The sequence below is a fragment of the Ralstonia chuxiongensis genome, assembly GCF_024158925.1.
GTDB lineage: Bacteria > Pseudomonadota > Gammaproteobacteria > Burkholderiales > Burkholderiaceae > Ralstonia > Ralstonia chuxiongensis.
This window is the reverse complement of record NZ_JAMYWC010000002.1, coordinates 928,315-944,120: the sequence shown is the minus strand read 5'-3', so window position 1 is coordinate 944,120 and position 15,806 is coordinate 928,315. Positions and strand designations below refer to the sequence as shown.

The following is a 15,806-nucleotide window of genomic DNA, read 5'->3' as shown; positions in this document are numbered from 1 at the left end:
AACATCCTTGAAAGAAAAGGGGTATCTGGTCGCCGGGGCCTCCATCGGGCCCGTGGCAATCAACTCGCCATGAGCGACGCAATCTGGGCAGCGCTGAGCGCGCCGCGATAGATGCGGAAGTCATCGATCCGGCCGCTGAAGGTCGGGTCTGTGCTGTATTGCGATTTGCCCAGCCAGTTCTGCGTGGTGCTCTCCAGGCGGAACGGTGCTTGGAACATGGCTGTGTTGGTGCTCACGGCGGCACCGTCCACGTACAGCGTGCCGGTGGAGCCCGATAGCGTCACGGCAACATGCACCCATCGCTTGCTGGGCAGCTCGGTGGGGGCGTCGATGATCTGTTCCGGAGGGCCATCGCCCGGGCCATTGGCCGTCATGGCAAAGCGCATGCCGGCCCAGCCGCTACGCAACTGCCCGCGGGGCGTCAACATCATGTAACGGTGAAAGCCCGTTCCGAAGTCGAACAGGCGGGCCCATGTTTGTGAGCCATCCCAGAACACCCACGCCGCGATGGTGAAGTCCGACACGTCGACCAGAAGATCGTTGGGCAACGCAACATAAGCGCCCGAGCCGTTGAGCGAGACCGCGTTGCTGCTGCGTCCGGCGCCCCATGCCGCGCCGTTGAGCGTGCCGTTGCGCCCGTTGCCGGAGCTATCGGCTGCGGTGGTGCCACTGCCCTCATCGAAGGCGAGATGCGCAAGCAGCTGCACCGCCGTGATGGCCTTCACCTCGTTGGAGACAGCCGATTCACCACCAATCGTTTGCGCTGTCACGACATAAAAATACGTGCCTGCAGCGGGCGGCATATCGGTATAGGTCAGCAGGTCTGTGATGCCGCTGCGAATGGTGGTGTACGGGCCACCGGCAATCGTGGCGCGCTTGACGTTGTAGCTGGTGGCGTTGCTGGTGCCCCACCACGACAACACGACCTTGCCCGCGCTCGCATAGCCGGTTAGGCCACTCGGCGCCGCAGCAGGTGTTCCAGGGTCGAGCGTGCACGTGAGCGTGCCGTAGCCCAACTGATCGAAGCCGCCACTGTTGGGGCCGTAGTTGCCGCCACCGCCTTCCGGCGCCACGAGGTCGGCTGCGCGCTTCGTGTAAGGCGCCGCCAGGCCTTTACGGTTGATGTAATGGTTGGCCACCAGCGCCCAGCACGGCCGGCCCAGGGCGCCGCCCTGCCCACCGGTGGACAACTGCGTCTGGATGACGCCGGCGCTGTTCTGGTACGTGACGAAGGGCACCGTGTAGAACGCGCCGTCCGGCTGCGTCAGGTTGGCTTTGGCGACGTATTCGGCGCCCGCCAGGAAGCGGTTGTTGTCATAGCCGTACAAATCGATGCCCTGATTCCAGGCCATCTCGCAAATGGCACCCGTCAAGGCAATGCCGAGCGTGGTGTGGCCCTGATCGCGGCCGGCTTCCTGCCATTGTCCGAGGTTGCCGGGGTGCATGTAGTACACGGCCTGCCGGATACAACCGTTGCTGCCCCCGGTCTTGAAATGGGTGATGGCCTCGTTGACGAGATCGGCATCGTCACACAGCACGCCAATGGCCAGAATGCACGCGATATTGGACAGGCCCCAGTTGGCCCAGTAATGCGTGTCCATGGCGGTGTCGATACGCGTCAGGAAAGCATGACTGACAGGGTAGAAAACCTTGCGCATCATCGACTGGAACGCGGCCAGGCCGGCCGGGCTCCAGCCGCTGTAGCTGCGCATGATTTCGGCCGCGTTGGCGAACTCGTAGCCGTAGATGCCGGCGGCCAAAGCCACGTCGCTGCCGCCCAGCGTCGTCAGCGTCGAGGCCCACTGGTCCAGATATTCGATGGCTTTGTCGGCGTATTGCTTGTCGTTCGACACTTTCCAGCGCAGCGCGTCGCCGTAAGCAGCGGCGATGTCGTGGTAGAGCGTGCCGTAGTTCTGTCCATGCGTCGGGTCATTGCCCCGGTAGATGGCGGTTTGCGGATTCGGTTTGTTCGTCAGGCGCGTGTGGCCATTCGCAACCAGCACGTTCCAGCTATCGATCCAGGGAGACGCGTGAGCCCCCACCTTGGTGCGCATGCGCGCGAAATCCGCTTCGGTATGCAGCAGGCCGGGATGCGTAAAACTCTGGATCTGCACGGTGCCCGCGGGAGGCGCGACGGGCGTCTTGTTGATCGGGGCGCCCGGCGCGGTGGTGCTCCCGCCTGCCGTTGTTGCCGGGGCGACGCTGGCAGCGTCGGCATCGTCGCCCGCGCCCCCGCAACCGGCCAGCAGCGAGGCCCCCAGCCCCATTACGAAGTGTCGACGCGAAATCTTCGCCCCGGGTTCCTGCTTGTTGCTCATACACCCTCCCAACTTTTTTTGTTGTCGTCAAACCGTGCGCAAGGCTGCACGAACCGTGCCACACCCCCTACCAAAGAGGGGTGACGCGGCTTGGTGCGACATGTGACACGAAGCGTCAGCAGATTTCAATGCAAGGGCAGATTTGATGAGCTTTTTTGATAAAGCGCGGGTGCGCTTTCCGGCATGGTTCCTTGCGCAAATGGGTGCATCAGCGTGACAGCAGCACCGCTTCCGCCCTTCCCCGCCCCGTGTCACCCAGTGATAAATCGCGCAAAATGCTGCGCATCTGAGATGTGGAGGCAAGCCGGTGGGCATCAATTTCGATTTGACGGACTTGCAGGCGTTTCGCGCGGTAGTGGAGTTGGGCAACTTCCGAAAGGCCGCCGAGGCGATCAGCATTTCGCAGCCCGCGTTGAGCCGTCGGATCGACAAGCTCGAGAGCGCGCTGGGCGTGCCCCTGTTCGAGCGCACCACACGCAGCGTCACGCTCACCACCGTCGGGCGCGTGTTTGCCCGCAGTGCTGAACAATTGCTCGACGACCTGGACGTCGCCCTGCTCGGCATCCGCGACGTTTCATCAAGCCGCCTCGGGCACGTGACCATCGCATGCGTGCCGTCGGTGGCCTATTACTTTCTGCCGAACCTGATTGCGACGTATCACCGCCGCTTTCCGCGCATCAGGGTCAAGCTGCTGGATGCAAGCGCGAACGAAGTGCTCGGTGCGGTCATCAGCGGCGAGGCAGATTTTGGCGTGAGCTTCATGGGCAGCCAGGAGCCCGAGATCGAATTCAAGATGCTGCTGCAGGAGCGGTTTGTTGCAGCGTGCCGGCGCGATCATCCGCTCGCCCGCAAGAAGCGCGTGACGTGGAACGAGCTTTACGCGCACGAATACGTGTCAGTGGACAAGACGTCCGGCAACCGCCTGCTGCTGGACCAGGCGCTGTCAGCCGTGGCGCCGCGAGCGCCCAGCGTGTGCGAGACGCGGCACGTCACCACCATGCTGGGGTTGGTTGAAGCGGGGCTTGGCGTTGCCGCGGTGCCATCGATGGCCATGCCGGGGCGTGACCACCCGATTCTCACGAGCGTGCCGCTGGTGGAGCCGGTGGTGAACCGGCGCGTTGGCATTGTGAAGCGGCGCGGCCGTGCGCTCACACCAGCCGCGGAGGAATTTCACCGGATGATCATTGAAGCGAAGCGCGGCGGGATGGCGAGCGGTGCATAGCATGGGCCGCTTGGCCCATCGCACCGTCGCCCTGCCTCAATGCGCAGTCACCGAATCGAGCCCGGTCGATTTCACGTCTGCCTGCACACCGGGCGAAGCAAGATAGTCGAGTAGCGCCTTCGCTTCCTTCGGATGCTGTGCGCCAACGGGGACGCCCGCAGCAAAGCGCGTGACCGACTGCAGCGACTCCGGGATCTTTCCGACGAAGGTTGCGCCCTGCACCGGCAGAAGCTCGCTCACTTGCTGAAAGCCGATTTCACAGTCGCCGGTGGCCACCACCGAGGCCACCGGAATGCGCGGGATCATCTTCGCTTTCGCCTTGACCTGCTCTTCAATGCCGAGCTTCTTGAACAGCTCGCGCTCGATATAGACGCCGCTTGCGCTGTCCGAGTAGGCAATCGACTTGGCATGCAGCAGCGCTTGCTTGAGCCCCTCCGGCGAGCTGATATCTGGCTTGGCCGCGCCTTCGCGCACAACCATGCCGATGCGCGAGTCGGCCAGTTCCACGCGCGAGTCTGGAATGACCTTGCCTTGCTTGATCAGATCGTCGAGTGCGTAGCCGACCATGATCACGGCGTCGGCAGGCTCACCGCGCGCGAGCCGATTCGGAATCGCTTCGGGCGATTTGCCCATCGAGGGTCCAAGTGCGGTGTTGAGCGTGTTGCCCGTCTGCGATGCAAATTTCGGCCCGAGCACCTTGTAGGCGGCAGTGAAGCCACCGGAGCTCATGACGTGCAGTTCGGCTGCCTGGACGGGCGCTGCAACTGCCGAGGTGGCGACGAGCGCGGCTGCGCACAGTTTCAGAAACAGAGTCTTCATGGTGGTGGTCATGCCAGGTCGTACGTGTTTGTGAATATGCGGAACGCGCTGTGCGTCAGTGCGCCGGTGCCAGCACCACCGCGCGGCGACGATACAGCGTCAACGTCGCCAGGAGGGCGCACACGGCGGCAAAACTCATCCAGTAGCCAGGGGCGGCCTTGTCGCCCGTCATGTGGATGGCGGCCGTCGAGATGGCGGGAGTAAAGCCGCCAAACACTGCCGTCGCAAGGCTATAAGCGAGCGAGAACCCCGCAACGCGCACCTGCACGGGCATCACTTCCGTGAGCGCGACAACCATCGCGCCGTTGTAGATGCCGTACATGAACGACAGCCACAGCAGCACGAGCAGCATGTTCATGAAGCTCGGCGCGTGAGCGAGGAACGAAAGCGCCGGGTATGCGGTGGCAATGGTGAGCACCGTCATGCCGATGAGCAGCGGCCGGCGGCCGATCCTGTCGGAGAGCGCACCACCAATCGGCAGCCACACGAAGTTCGATACCCCCACACACAGCGTGACGAGCAGGCTGTCGGCCGTGCTCAGGTGCAAGACCGTCTTACCGAAGGTGGGCGCATAGACAGTGATGAGATAGAAGCTCGTGGTGGTCATTGCCACCAGCATCATGCCGGCGACGACGACCCCCCAGTTTTGCGCCAGCGTGCTGAGTACGTCTTTCATGTTCGGACGATGCTTGCGTGCCTTGAACTCTTGCGTTTCTTCAAGATTGCGGCGCAGCACAAAGATGAACGGCACGATCATGCAACCGACAAAGAACGGCACGCGCCATCCCCATGCGGCAATGGCCGGTGCGCTCAGCCATTGATTGAGCACAAACCCCAGGCCCGCCGCCACGACGATTGCGACCTGCTGGCTGGCCGACTGCCAGCTCGTGAAGAAACCCTTCCGGCCCGGCGTGGCCATCTCGGCCAGATAGACCGATACGCCGCCCAACTCGGCGCCCGCCGAGAAGCCCTGCAAGAGGCGTCCGAGCAACACGAGCGCAGGCGCCAGGAGGCCGATCGTGGCGTAGCCGGGAACGAACGCGATCAGCACGGTGCCGCTTGCCATGATGGACAGCGTGACGATCAAGCCCTTTCGGCGGCCGACGTCGTCAATGTACGCACCGAGCACGACGGCGCCCAGCGGCCGCATGAGGAACCCTGCGCCAAAAACGGCGAAGGTCATCATCAGCGAGGCGAACTCACTCTGGGCGGGAAAGAAGACGTTGGCGATCTGCGTGGCGTAGAAGCCAAACAGGAAGAAGTCGAACTGCTCCAGGAAATTCCCGGCGGTGACGCGGAAGACCGCGGCGGCCTTTGATTGCCCGGTCGAAAGGCTGGACTGGGGGTGCATCGAGGTGTCTCCTGGAAGCCAAAAAAAGAATACGCCGTCGAACGGCGTTTTGTCGTTTTGTCGTTTTGTCGTTTTGGCAATACTCACCGGGAGACCGAGAAACGAGAAGTGCAATTTTCGGAAGGATTGATGTGATTTGGTTATCAATCCCCCTGCGCTCCCTCGTTGGCTTTTCTGCGCCATCAAGCCAGCCGTGGAGGCGAATCACGGACCCAACCTCCACATGGCAAGCGCGCTTGATTACTGCTTGGCCGGTTCTGCGTACACGCGCTTGGCAAATGTCGCGATCGCATCCGCCATCGCCTTGGGCTGTTCGGGTGCGAATGCATGGCCTGCGTTCGGCACCACAACCACTGTCACGCGATCGCCGAGCATCGATTTCAGAACCTGCGAGAAGCGGCGCGGCGCCACAGCATCGTGCTCGGCCTGGAGGTCCAGGATCGGCGCGGTGCCGGCCGCGAAGTACGCGTCCACCGGCGTCACGTTGCGGGCATGGGACTCCGCTTCATGCGTCTCTTCGTGCCAGCCACCGAGCCATACGCGCGGGTCATTGCCCGGCGCAAAGAAAGCCTGTCGCAGATACGCAAGGCGCTGCTCTTCCGAAAGACGCATATCACCCGCGCCGTCGATGGCTTTACGCATCTCTGCGTTGATGGGCTTTTCGGTCGAGCCCGGCGGCACCTTGCCGGCCGACGCCGCAACCAGAACGACGCCGCGCACCAGCTCGGGTCGATCCACGGCCACCATGCGTGCCGGGAAGTTACCCCAGGCGTGGCCGACCACAACTGCGGGCCCTTGCTTCTCGTGCTCGATCACAGCGGCCACATCGGCGGCAAAGGCATGCATGTCCAGATTGGTCATTGGCCCCTGGCTCTGGCCGATGCCGCGCGGCTCAGGGCGCAGCACACGGAAGCCATCGGCGACGAGCTGGCTTGCGACCTGGTCGTAATCGCGCCCCGAACGGCCCAGCGAAGGCAGGATGACGATCAACGGCCCCTTGCCCTGGCGCATCACCTCGATCTGCACGTTGCTGTACTTGACCAGTTCACGATCAATCTGACCGGCATCCGTGGCTGCCAGTGCAGAGAAGGAAAGCATGACCGCAGCCAATGCGGTACAGCCGTACTTGATCAATTTCATGATGTTCTCCTTGGTGTGGATAGACATGCCGCGCGGATGCGTCGGCCTGCGTGTTGTTGTGTTGACGGAATCAGGACGCGCCCGCATAGACACGTCGGGCAAAGCGCGCGATGGCGCGGCTCATCGCCGCGGGCTGCTCGGGCGCCATGGCGTGCCCGGCATCGGGAATCACTTCCACCGTCACGCGGTTGCCCAGCATGGGCTTGAACACGTTGGGCACGACCACGGCGTCGTACTGCGCTTGCAGATCAAGCATGGGCACCGTGCCGCCCGCGAAGTACGCATCCACAGGCGTGACGTTGCGAGCGTGGGCCTGCGCGTGGTGCGCATCCGAATACCAGCCTCCGAGCCACGGCTTGGGGTCGTGGCCGGGCGCGAAGAACGCCTGACGCAGATATTCCAGGCGCTTTGCCTCGGGCAGCGCGAGGTTGCCGGAGCCGTCAATCGCTTCGCGCAATCGGCCGTAGGGCTTCTCGTTGGAACCGGGCGGCAGCTTGCCGGCAGAGGCTGCAGCCATGACAAGGCCCCTCACCAAGTCAGGCCGATCCACCGCCAGCATGCGCGCCGGCTGGCTGCCCCAGGCATGCCCCACCACGACAACGGGCCCCGTCTTTTCCTGATCGAGCACGGCGGCAACGTCGGCTGCAAACGCATGCATGTCGAGATTCGTCATCGGGCCCTTGCTCTGGCCGATGCCGCGCGGTTGTGGCCGCAGGACACGCAGCCCATCGGCTGCAAGCAGGCGGGCCACCTCGTCGTAGTCTTCCGCGCCGCGCCCAAGCGACGGCAGGATGACGACCGTCGGGCCACGCCCCTGGCTAAGGGTTTCGATCTGCACATCGCCGTGACGCACGAGCGCTCGCTGTACGTCTGGACCGGTTTGCGTCGACGTGGCGCAGGCGGACATCATCAGAATCAATGCGGCGCCCAGTAGGCATTTCTGCAACGTCATGGAGTCTCCTTGTTCCGGGACGTGGCCCGGTTATGTTTGTTTCGGGCAGCAGTTGCCCCTCGCGGCTGGAAACCCAGCGCGATGCATCGGACAACCGCAACGAATCAGGCTATTTCTGCTTGGCGGAAATCGGGTCGAGCCCCGTCTGGACCAGCTTGGCGGCGACTTCCGGAGAACGCAGATACGTGATGAGACCTTCAGCGGCCTGGCGCTCCTTTGCATCCTTTGCCACGGCAACGGCAATCACGCTGGTCTTCTGCACTTCAGCAGGCAGTGGCCCCACATACTGGATGCCGCCGAACGCCCGCAGCTCGCTGATCTGCTGCAGGCCCAGATCCGCCTCGCCGCGCTCAAGCGCCGAGCCGACCAGTTCCTTGCCCCGGATCAGCACGCTCTTGGCCTTCATCTGCTCGGCAATCCCGAGACGCGCGAACAGCGTGCCGGTGATGTAGGTACCGCTCGCCCCTTCCGAAAACGCCACCGACTTGGCCCCCAGCAATGTTTGGCGCAGATCGTCGACGGTCTGGATATTCGGTTTGGGCAAGCCCTTGCGCACCGCCACGCCCACGCCTGACGCCACCAGGTCAACGCGCGACTCCGGAATGAAGCGGCCTTGCTTCACTTGGTCCGTCAAGGCGGCGCCGATCATGAAGCAGACGTCCATCGGCTCGCCGTTCTTGATGCGCATCGGCAAGGCGTCGGGCGAGGTGCCATAGGACGGCCCCCACGCGATGATCAGATGGTTGCCCGACTGCTGCTCATACGCCGGTATGACCTTCTCGAAGGCCGCGTGCAACGCGCCGGTCGCCAGCACGTGGATATCAGCGGCCCAGGTGGCACTGGCAGCGGCAATAAGCGGTATTGCACACAAGCTGCGCACTGCAAAGCGGCGTGCGGTGGATTGGAATGGCATGTCGTGTCTCCTCGTTCGTTATTGGTGTGGGGTACAGCGCTAGACCGCCCCGCGTGTATTCACGTACAGGGCATAGAGCGATGTGGTGGACGCCATGAACAGGCGATTGAGCTGTCGCCCGCCGAAGCACAGGTTCGCGCAACGCTCCGGCAGTGCGATGTGACCGATCGCGGTGCCGTCGGGGGCGAACACGCGCACGCCATCAAGCTCCGCCGACCCTGTGCCCCAACCGCACCACAGGTTGCCGTGCACATCGACGCGAAAGCCGTCCGGAGCACCGTCCGCCGCGTCGATCAGCACACGGCGGTCTGCAAGCGCTTTGCCGTTGACCACGTCGAATGCCAGGATCTCGCGCGGCCGCGCACGTGATGCCACCACATACAACGTGCGCTCATCCGGCGAGAACGCCAATCCGTTGGGGCCGAGCACGTCGTCAGCAACACAGTCCAATCGCCCATCGCGCGGGTCGATCCGATAGATGCTGGCCGGCAACTGTGGCTCGGCAATCTGACCCATGTAGTCACTCACCAGGCCGAACGGCGGATCGGTAAACCACACTGCGCCGTCGCTTGCGACCACCACATCGTTGGGCGAATTCAGCGGCTTGCCTTCAAACTCGCTGGCCAGCACGGTGATGCTGCCGTCGTATTCCGTGCGCGTAACGCGGCGCTGACCATGCTCGCAGGCAATCAGGCGTCCTTGCCTGTCGCGCGTCAGACCGTTGGCCTTGCCTGAGGGCGCGCGGTATGTCGCCACTGCGCCGGATGCCTCGTCCCAACGCAGGATGCGATCGTTGGGCAAGTCGGTCCAATAGAGCGCGCCTGCGTCGCCAAACCAGACGGGGCCTTCGGCCCACCGGCAGCCGGTCCACAGGCGCTCGACCTTGGCGTGCGGCAGACGGTAGTGCTCAAAGCGCGAGTCCAGGATGCGCACGGCGGGGTCAGGCGTGCGCAGGCTCGGCTGCCACCCATCGTTGCTCATCGCTGGCCCTCCTTGACGCGGGCCAGCAGCACAAGAGACAGCAGCGTTGCGAGAACCAGCATGGTGCCCATGCCGATCAGCCCAGCCTTGAACGAGCCCGTGGCGTCTTTCAGCCAGCCCACCATGTAGGGGCCGAACAACCCGCCGAGGCTGCCCACGGAGTTGATGAACGCCAGACCGCCGGCGGCAGCCTGCTTATCCAGGAACGTGGCCGGAATGCTGTAGAAGCATGTGCGCACGGATGACAACCCGACCACCGCCACGGTCAAGCCCAGCATGGCCGGCACCAGCGCATCGGACGCTACCGAGGCAAAGAAGCCCAGCGCCGCCACCGCACAAGTGATCACCAGGTGCAGAACATAGCGCTGGGTGCGCGCCACCACGCGTGCCCAGCCGAGCATCACCAGGGCGCCAACAACATAGGGCAGCGCCGTGGCAAAACCCACCTGCGTGTTTGTCAGATGATGCGTCTTGAGGATGGTCGGCATCCACACACCAATGCCGAGAATGCCGATGATGTAGCTGAAGAGAATGGCCGTGAGCAGCCAGACGCGCGCGTCCTTGAGCGCAGGCCCGAGGCGATGCTCGACCGCCGCGCTGCGCTCCCGTTCGATGGCAGCGGCCAGGGCGGAGCGCTCATCTGCCGTAAGCCAGGCTGCGTTGTCCGGGCGATCAGTCAGCATGCGCAGACACAGCAGGCCCAGCACGCAAGCCGGCAACCCCTGCAGGATGAAGAGCCATTGCCAGCCGTGCAGCCCGAGCCAACCGTCCAGCTCCAGCATCGATACCGACAGCGGCCCGCTGAACACCGACGACAACGGAATCGCAGCAAGGAACCAGCCCATCATGCGCGTGCGATAACGCGACGGAAACCACAGCGTCAGATAGAAGATGACGCCAGGAAAGAACCCCGCCTCGCCAATCCCGGCGAGCAAGCGGATCGCTGCATAGCTGTTGGGGCCCACGGCGAAGCTGGTGGCGGCGGCAAACAAACCCCACGTGATCATGATCCGCGCCAGCCAGCGACGCGCGCCGTAGCGATACAACGCCAGGTTGCTCGGCACCTCGAACAGGCAATAGCCCACGTAGAAGATGCCAGCCGCCAGGCCAAACTGGGCCGCACTCAGGCCCAGGTCGCGGTTCATGGTCAGTGCGGCAAAGCCGACGTTGGTCCGGTCGAGATAGTTGACGAAGTAGGCGAGCGCCAGCAGGGGAACCAGGCGCCAGGCGGCCTTGCGGCAGGCGCTCTGCTCAGCAGTGTGCTCTGCCTGTGCGGCATCGATGAAGGTGGCTTGCATGGCGATGCCTCAGAAATAGAGCCGTTGCGGGTTATGAACGAGCACGGCTTCAGCCGCTTCGGCACCGCAGGCTTCCTGCACAAATGCAAGCAGGCTGCTGTCATCAGGCACGTCGCCCTTGATGTTGGGGTGCGGCCAATCCGTACCCCAGATGGCCCGCTCGGGCGCCGCCTGCACCAGCCGCCTGACCAGGGGCAGCGCCGCAGTCCACGGCGGCGCTGCCCCTTGCATCAGGCGGTCGACACCCGACAACTTGATCCACCGATTGTCTTTGCGCAGATGGCGCTCCAACTCGCGCACGGCAGCTTCATCCAGCGGACGGGTCGCATCCTGCCGGCCCATGTGGTCGATCACCAGCGGCACGTCGAGGTCTTCCCACGCATCGAGCACCGGCAGAAGCTGATCCAGTTGCCCATGCAGCAGCACGTGCCAACCCATCGGCCCGACGCGCTCGGCAAGCTCGCGCAAGCGGTCCAGATCACGCTCGCCCGGCAGGTGGCCCATGAAGTTGAAGCGGATGCCGCGGACACCGCCCTCGTGCAATTCGCGCAGGGCGTCGCCACTCGTGGTGTGATCGACCAGCGCGACGCCGCGATAGCGCCCTTTCGTCATCGCAAGCGCTGACAGCAGCGCACGGTGATCGGCTTGGTAGCACGCCGCCTGCACCAGCACGCCATGCGTGATGCCCAACTGCTCATGCAACGCAAGCAATTGCGTCATCGGAGCTTCCGCCGGGCGATACGACGCGTTGGCCGGCAGCGGAAACGCGTCCCAAGGTCCATAGATGTGCGTATGGCAATCCCACACGCCGCCGTTCAGTTCGCCTTGCATGGTCAGTCGCACCGGGCCGTCATTCCGCCATCGACCACGACTTCGGTGCCGGTGACAAAGCGCGCCTCGTCAGACGCCAGGAACAGCGCGGCATGCGCGGTGTCACGCCCATCGCCCATGAAGCCAAGCGGAATGCGTGCGAGCCGGCTTTCCAGCAGCTTGTCGACATCGCCGCCGGAACGCTGGCCCGCCAGGCGCACTTCCACCATGGGCGTATGCAACTGGCCCGGTACCACGGTGTTCACGCGGATGCCCTTCTTCGCGTACTCAACCGCCACCACCTTGGAAAGCTGGATCACGCCCGCCTTGCAAGCGGCATAGGCCACTTGTGCCGAGCCCGTCCAGCGGATGCCGGAAGTCGATGCCGTATTGACGATGGCGCCACTGCCCTGCGCTTCCATCACGGGCAGCACATGTTTGCAGGTCAGATAGACGCTCTTGAGGTTGAACGCGACCTGCGCATCCCACTTGTCTTCCGACAACGCCACAGGGCCACCGGCAGCGGACCCGCCAACGTTGTTCACCAGGATATCGACGCGGCCGTACTGCTCCACGCAGGCATCGACCATGCCTTTGACGGCCGTGGTGTCCGTCACGTCGCAGGTGTAGGGCGTGACCTCACCGCCCGCCTCGCGCACGCGGCGCACCGTTTCTTCCATGGCCTCGAGGTTCTTGTCGACGGCGAATACGCGCGCTCCGGCCATCGCAAACAGCACGGCCACGGCGCGGCCATTGCCCCAGCCCGGGCCGACGCAGCCCGCGCCAGTCACGATGGCCACCTTGCCTGCCAGACGGCCCGCGGCCGTGGCTTGTTCAAATTCGGTCGTTGCTTGCACAGTGAATTCCTTGTTGCTTGTTGCTGTTACATCGGCAGTTGCGTCGGCAGTTCCGGTGTCGCACCGGCCGGCGCGGGCACGTTGAATGCCTTGATGGTCATGGAGATGAGCGTGTAGTAGCCGGCAATGCCAACCAGATCGACCACGCCGTCTTGCCCGATGGCTTCAACCAGTTCGGCGTACAAGCCGTCGTCCACTTCGCGCTTGGCATGCAGCTGTGTGAGGAAGGCGAAGACGAGCGCCTCGTCGCGCTGCTCGAACGCCGGGTTCATGCCGTCACGAATGGCGTCGATCACCGCCGGCGACACACCGGCTTCCAACGCGAACGGCTTGTGCGCGGCCCATTCGTATTCCGCCAGCCAGTAGCGGCCCATGAACAGGATGGCCAGTTCGGACAGGCGCGGCGGCAGGCTGCTGTCGTAACGGCAGTAGCGTCCGAGTGCCTGTGCGCGGTCGGCCAGCAGGGGGCGATGCAGCCAGACCGCCAGCGGGCCACGCACACCCTTGCGGGGGCCGTTGGCAATGGCGTCGTAGACGGCGCGCTGGTCTGCGTCCAGCGCATCAGGATTGAGGGCGGGAATGCGTTGCATGTTGGTGTTACTCAGTGCTTAGTGGCTCAGTGGGTCAGCGCGTCTTGCGCAACCGCAGCCTGTGCGGCGGGCTTCTGCAGCTTGAGGAGAGAAGAACGGGCCTGCCCGCCGGTCTCGCGATGGAAGGCTTCGGCGTCGAACGCACCTTCCCAGCGGGCGATGGCGAACACCGCCACGGTGTTGCCCACCACGTTGACGAGCGCAGTGGCAATCGCCATCACGCGGTCGATGCCGAACAGCAAGCCCAGGCCGGCCACGGGCAGCGAGCGCACCGATTGCAGCGTGGCCGCCAGCTTGACGAACGCCCCGCCGGCAACCGTGGTACCACCCTTGGAAGTGAGGCTGAGGATGGCGAGCAGCCCGAGTTGCTGCCACAGAGAGAACGGCGTGTCCGTCGCCTGCGCAATGAAACCCACAGCGATGGCCATGTAGATGGAGGTGCCGTCCAGGTTGAAGCTGTAGCCGGCGGGCAGCACGAAACCGACCACGGCCTCGTCACAACCCGCGCGTTGCAGCTTCTCAACCAGGCGCGGGAAGGCCACCTCGCTTGATGCCGTGCCGAAGATCAACAGCATCTCGTCGCGAATCAGCTTGAGCACGCTGAAATACGGCAGGCCGATCATCCACGTAATCGAGCTGAGCACACCGAACACGAACAGCAGCGAGGCGGCGTAGTACAGCACGATGACCTTCAGCAGATAGAGCAGCGTCACGCCGCCATAGCTGCCCACGGCCGCAGCCATGGCGCCAAACGCGCCCAGCGGTGCCAGCTTCATGATGAAGCCGAGCATGCGGAACAGCACCTTCTGCGCTTCATCCATGCCACGCAGCAGAACCGAGTCCGGCCCTACCGAGAGGTTCAGCGCCAAACCCGCCAGGATGGAAATGATCAGCACCTGCACGATGTCGCCCTTGGCAAAGGCATCGACCAGCGTGTGCGGAATCAGGCTGAGCAGGTAATTGACGGCCGAGATGCCGCCAGCGCCGCTTGTGGCCTTCACCGCATCGGCACTTTCGGCAAGGTTGGTGGCATGCAGCCCCACCCCGGGCTCGAACACGTTGACGAGCACAAAGCCCAGCACCATGGCCACGGTGCTGACCACCTCGAAGTACACCAGCGACTTCACGCCCATGCGGCCCAGCATGCGCAAGTCGCGCACATGCGCCAGGCCCTGCACCAGCGTGCAGAAGATGATCGGGGCCAGCATCATCTTCAGCAACGCAATGAACGCCTGCCCGATGGGTTTCATGGCAACGGCCCACTGCGGCGCGGCGATGCCGAGGACGACCGCACACGCCAGGCCGATCAAGACCTGCACGTGCAGCTTCTTCAGATGTTTCATGGTGTCTCCTGCGTCCAGTCATTCAGCGCTCTGCCGCTACCAGGCGGCACCAGCGTGCTGGACTTGTCTTGCTTGAAAGGCGGTCGTCACTGGGAGCGTGAATGCCGCTGGCCGTTGAGCCTTAGGGCGAGCCGTCTCCTGTACGCGTTGGGTGATTTGTTATTTGTAGAAAGCATAGATTGACGGTCTTTTCTTGACAAAGACCATGTGAACATACAAACCTATGCCGACACGGCATATCTCAACGCAAGCATGGACATCCGAGAACTCAAGAGCTTCATTCGCGTGGCGCGTGCCGGCAGTTTCAGCCGCGCAGCCGCCGAGCTGTATATCGCGCAGCCCGCGCTGAGTCGGCAGATTGCAAAACTGGAGGCAGAGATTGGCGTGTCGCTGCTGGTTCGGCATGGCCGTGGCGTCCGGCTCACCTCGGCGGGCTCACGTCTGCTGGAGCGCGCTGAAATGATCTCGCACCTCCTCAGCGAAACCAGCGAAGACGTACGCGCCAGCGCCGACGAGGAGCGCGGGCATCTGGCCGTTGGCCTGCCGCCGACCATGGGCGCGCTGATCGGCGCCGATCTCGTCCAGGACTTCCGGGCGCAGTGGCCTCGGGTGTCACTGCACGTGCGAGAAGGCCTGAGCAGCTCGCTGCAGGAGTGGGTGCTGGATCGGCGCGTTGACCTTGCCGTCGTCTACAACCAGCCGCCGCTGGATGCGTTCCACGTGCGCCCTTTGTTCAGCGAGCCCATGATCCTCGTCGGGCCGCCTGGCTCAGAGGCCGACAAGCGCGAATACCAGATCCGCGACCTGGCCAGCATTCCGCTGATCTTGCCCGGACTGCCGCACAGCAACCGGCGTCTGGTCGAACAGGCTGCGATCCAGCACGGTGTGCGCCTGCGCATCGCCCTGGAAGTCGACAGCGTGTCGCTGACCAAGCAACTGGTGAAGGCCGGCGCCGGATATTCGATCCTGACCTACATCGCAATCAAGGAGGAGATCGCGCGTGGTGAACTCGTGGCGCATCGCATGGGGCGCCCCGGCATCCGATCGAGCGTGGCGATCACGACCTTGCGCGAGAATCCGCCTTCCCGCTTCGCCGCTGCCTGGACCGCACTGCTGCAGGACAAGCTCAAGGAATTCATTGCGTCGGAATCGTGGAAGGCCGATGTGGTCTGGCCGAAGGACGGTGCTCACTGACCAAGCCGTCTCACGGCC

The 15,806-nt window shown here is 63.9% G+C and carries 14 protein-coding genes; 2 read left to right on the top strand and 12 right to left on the bottom strand.

Translation table 11 applies throughout. The features are described 5' to 3' along the window. Positions 1 to 59 precede the first annotated feature (59 nt). Positions 60 to 2,318, bottom strand: a complete 2,259-nt coding sequence (locus tag NKG59_RS09075; protein WP_253536447.1) for a LamG-like jellyroll fold domain-containing protein — start codon at positions 2,316 to 2,318, stop codon at positions 60 to 62. 307 nt (positions 2,319 to 2,625) lie between these two features. On the opposite strand from NKG59_RS09075, the gene NKG59_RS09070 reads away from it, so the two are divergent. Beyond that, on the top strand, positions 2,626 to 3,540 hold the full coding sequence (locus NKG59_RS09070; RefSeq protein ID WP_045203629.1) for a LysR family transcriptional regulator: 915 nt from the start codon (positions 2,626 to 2,628) through the stop codon (positions 3,538 to 3,540). A 36-nt stretch (positions 3,541 to 3,576) separates the two neighbouring features. Here NKG59_RS09070 and NKG59_RS09065 read toward each other — a convergent pair whose 3' ends face one another. The 11 genes from NKG59_RS09065 to NKG59_RS09015 form a co-directional block, all read right to left on the bottom strand. Further along, positions 3,577 to 4,359, bottom strand: coding sequence for a substrate-binding domain-containing protein (locus NKG59_RS09065; protein WP_253536446.1), 783 nt, complete (start codon positions 4,357 to 4,359; stop codon positions 3,577 to 3,579). A gap of 55 nt (positions 4,360 to 4,414) precedes the next feature. After that, complete coding sequence (tcuC, locus tag NKG59_RS09060; RefSeq protein WP_253536445.1) at positions 4,415 to 5,710, bottom strand: MFS transporter; 1,296 nt, start codon at positions 5,708 to 5,710, stop codon at positions 4,415 to 4,417. Positions 5,711 to 5,950: 240 nt separating this feature from the next. Next, on the bottom strand, positions 5,951 to 6,850 hold the full coding sequence (locus tag NKG59_RS09055; RefSeq protein WP_253536444.1) for an alpha/beta fold hydrolase: 900 nt from the start codon (positions 6,848 to 6,850) through the stop codon (positions 5,951 to 5,953). Positions 6,851 to 6,920: 70 nt separating this feature from the next. Beyond that, positions 6,921 to 7,802 (bottom strand): alpha/beta fold hydrolase, encoded by an 882-nt coding sequence (locus tag NKG59_RS09050; protein WP_253536443.1) that lies wholly within the window; start codon positions 7,800 to 7,802, stop codon positions 6,921 to 6,923. A 109-nt stretch (positions 7,803 to 7,911) separates the two neighbouring features. Further along, on the bottom strand, positions 7,912 to 8,715 hold the full coding sequence (locus tag NKG59_RS09045) for a substrate-binding domain-containing protein (protein WP_253536442.1): 804 nt from the start codon (positions 8,713 to 8,715) through the stop codon (positions 7,912 to 7,914). Between the two features lie 39 nt (positions 8,716 to 8,754). Further along, on the bottom strand, positions 8,755 to 9,696 hold the full coding sequence (locus NKG59_RS09040; RefSeq protein ID WP_253536441.1) for an SMP-30/gluconolactonase/LRE family protein: 942 nt from the start codon (positions 9,694 to 9,696) through the stop codon (positions 8,755 to 8,757). Then, positions 9,693 to 10,994, bottom strand: a complete 1,302-nt coding sequence (locus NKG59_RS09035; RefSeq protein WP_253536440.1) for an MFS transporter — start codon at positions 10,992 to 10,994, stop codon at positions 9,693 to 9,695. Before NKG59_RS09035 ends, NKG59_RS09040 begins: the two co-directional genes overlap by 4 nt. A 9-nt stretch (positions 10,995 to 11,003) precedes the next feature. Next, on the bottom strand, positions 11,004 to 11,825 hold the full coding sequence (locus NKG59_RS09030; protein ID WP_253536439.1) for an amidohydrolase family protein: 822 nt from the start codon (positions 11,823 to 11,825) through the stop codon (positions 11,004 to 11,006). A gap of 2 nt (positions 11,826 to 11,827) precedes the next feature. After that, the gene (locus tag NKG59_RS09025) at positions 11,828 to 12,661 is read right to left on the bottom strand and encodes an SDR family NAD(P)-dependent oxidoreductase (protein ID WP_253536438.1); all 834 of its coding nucleotides are present in this window, start codon (positions 12,659 to 12,661) and stop codon (positions 11,828 to 11,830) included. A 26-nt stretch (positions 12,662 to 12,687) separates the two neighbouring features. Continuing rightward, the gene (locus NKG59_RS09020; protein ID WP_253536437.1) at positions 12,688 to 13,251 is read right to left on the bottom strand and encodes a carboxymuconolactone decarboxylase family protein; all 564 of its coding nucleotides are present in this window, start codon (positions 13,249 to 13,251) and stop codon (positions 12,688 to 12,690) included. Between the two features lie 26 nt (positions 13,252 to 13,277). Then, positions 13,278 to 14,594, bottom strand: coding sequence for a cation:dicarboxylate symporter family transporter (locus NKG59_RS09015; protein ID WP_253536436.1), 1,317 nt, complete (start codon positions 14,592 to 14,594; stop codon positions 13,278 to 13,280). A gap of 252 nt (positions 14,595 to 14,846) precedes the next feature. On the opposite strand from NKG59_RS09015, the gene NKG59_RS09010 reads away from it, so the two are divergent. Further along, complete coding sequence (locus NKG59_RS09010; RefSeq protein WP_253536435.1) at positions 14,847 to 15,788, top strand: LysR family transcriptional regulator; 942 nt, start codon at positions 14,847 to 14,849, stop codon at positions 15,786 to 15,788. Positions 15,789 to 15,806: the final 18 nt, after the last annotated feature.